Annotated in this window: 2 protein-coding genes; one reads left to right on the top strand and one right to left on the bottom strand. The window is 52.4% G+C overall.

The genetic code is table 11. The features are described from left to right. On the bottom strand, positions 1-1,381 hold a 1,381-nt coding region (gene glmU, locus ACYC56_RS14700), incomplete at its 3' end, for a bifunctional UDP-N-acetylglucosamine diphosphorylase/glucosamine-1-phosphate N-acetyltransferase GlmU (protein ID WP_461374920.1). Positions 1,382-1,820: 439 nt separating this feature from the next. Here glmU and ACYC56_RS14695 point away from each other — a divergent pair. Continuing rightward, positions 1,821-2,701 (top strand): NAD(P)-dependent oxidoreductase (locus ACYC56_RS14695; protein ID WP_461374919.1); only part of this gene is annotated, 881 nt, incomplete at its 3' end.

Here is a 2,701-nt window from a genome sequence, read left to right as displayed (position 1 = left end):
AACTTTCTGAAATATCTTTTTTTTGTCTTCTCTTTTTAGCCCAATCGTTGAATATCATTTGAACGGACCTCTCGACAGCCAGGCTGTCGGCCGGAACATCCCTCGTAATTACCGAACCGGCCCCCGTAAACGCGCCCTTGCCGATGCGAACCGGTGCCACGAGCATAGTATCGCTTCCCACAAATGCGCCGTCTTCGATAACGGTCCGGTATTTGTTGGCGCCGTCGTAATTACACGTGATGCTGCCTGCCCCTATATTAACATAATCGCCTATATGCGTGTCGCCGATGTAGCTGAGATGCGGCACTTTGCTTCCCTTGCCGATCTCGCTCTTCTTTACCTCGACAAAGCCGCCGACTTTGGCGCCGGTCCTAACCAGCGTCCCCGGGCGGACATGACAGAACGGTCCCAGTTCCGCAGAATCCTCGATAACACTCTGTTTCACAACCGAGCTTTCTATGGTCACCGCGTCGCCCACCCGGCAATCAACCAGACGGCTTGCGGGGCCGATCACGCAGTTCTCACCGATATTCGTGTCGCCGCTAATGAACGTCATCGGATAGATGGTCGTATCTTTACCGATCGTAACCCTATCTGCAATAAATGTGGTTGCGGGATCGATGAGCGTGACACCACCCAGCATAAGCTTCTCGTTGATTCTGCCCCGCATGATGCGGTCGGCCTCAGCCAATTGCACCCGCGTGTTGACACCCATGGTTTCCTCCGGCTCGTCCGCGAGGCATGCAATGACCGTTTCTCCGCGATCGCTTAAGACCTTGATGGCATCGGTCAGGTAGAATTCTCCCTGCTGATTGTTTGAGTTTATCTCTTTCAACGCTTCAAAAAGCTTTTCTTTATCAAAGCAGTAAGTGCCCGAGTTTACTTCGTCGATCGTCCTTTGCTCATCCGTCGCGTCCTTCTGCTCGACGATCGCCTGAACCGCACCGGTCGACGAGCGGATAATCCTGCCGTAACCGGTCGGGTCGCCCATCCGGGCCGTGAGCAGCGTCGCCGCTGCCTCGTTCGCGGTGTGGATATCGAACATCCTTTGCAATGTCTCGGCTCGAAGCAGGGGCGTGTCCCCGCTAAGAACGATAACGGTACCGGTAAAATCAGCCAGCATCTCTTCAACCACGCAGACCGCGTGACCAGTGCCCAGCTGTTCTCGCTGGAGCGCACACTCGACTCCTTCAAGGGCGGCCTTTACCTCATCGGCCCGGTGGCCGACGATAACGATAGCCCGCTCGGGATCGAGGCTTCTTACGGATTTTAAAACGAAGTGAATCATCGGCTCCCCACAAATGGGGTGGAGCACTTTCGGACGGGAGGATTTCATACGAGTTCCTTCCCCCGCCGCTAAAACCAAAACAGCTAGGCTCATCAAGCAATAACTCCTAATCCTGTTTACCCTTACCAAACGCCAAATGGCTTAAGACAGCTTTTAAACATCAAAAATTATACACTTATTGTGAGATATTTAAAATAACGAGGATCTTAAATATGTAGGAAACGTGCGAATATGGTGCTCGTTAAAAAACTTGAGTGTTGAGACACTAGAGCATTTCCCGTGCATTTCCCGTCTCGTTTGTCTTGTTACACAGGAGCCGGCCAGCTAACGTAACTGTGGAGCAATGGATCAATAGAGCATTGGACCGCACTGTCACGCTTAACTTCCCTTGAAGCATATCCATATTCCCAAAGTTCTATTGTTCTATTGTCAATTGTTCCATTGCTCTGCTCGCGAGAATAATTATTCTCGCGAGCGGGTAACTAGATAGAGAGACTATAAGCAATAGATTGCCTTGATGGAGATGGTTTATATGCCCGCGAGAGTTGCCTTTTTTGAAATAGAACCCTGGGAGGAAGCATACATCGAGGGACACCTCAGCGGCGAATTTGAGTTCGCTTTTTTCACCGAGCCGCTCACGGTCGATACCGTCGGGTTCGCTAAAGGTTTTGAGGTGATCTCGCCCTTTATCTACTCGGATATCGATAAAAGCGTGATCGAGCAGCTGCCGAACCTAAAAATGATCGCCACCCGGTCGACCGGATTCGACCATATCGACCTTAAGGCGTGCGCGACCAAGGGCATTGAGGTATCAAACGTGCCCTTCTACGGGGACAACACGGTGGCCGAGCACACATTCGCGCTCATCCTCGCCCTGTCGAGAAAAATATTGCCTTCGGTCGAGCGCACCCGTCGCGGCAACTTCGACCTGACGGGGCTTCGCGGCTTTGATCTAAAAGGCAAAACGATCGGCGTGGTCGGCGCCGGGAGCATCGGGCAGCACGTCATCCGAATGGGCCACGGCTTCGAGATGAACGTCGCAGTCTTCGACGTCAGACGCGACGAACTCTTGGCCAAAAACCTGGGTTTTAGATATGAAGACCTGGACGAATTGCTTCGAATATCCGATGTGGTAAGCCTGCACGCACCGTACAATCCGCATACCCACCACATGATCAATCGAAGAAATATCCATAAGATGAAACAAGGAGCGATTTTAATCAACACGTCCCGGGGCGGCCTGGTCGAAACCTCGGCATTGGTGGAAGGCCTGCAGAGCGGTATCTTAAGCGGTGTCGGCCTGGACGTTATTGAAGAGGAAGGGTTGATAAAGGAAGAGCGCCAACTGCTCTCGCACGAATACACGCACGAGAAACTGCGGATCGCCCTTGAAACGCACCTACTCCTGTTTCG

This window comes from Candidatus Aquicultor sp. (assembly GCF_054640775.1).
The sequence above is the reverse complement of the archived record's forward strand: the minus strand, read 5'-3'. Positions and strand labels throughout refer to the sequence as shown.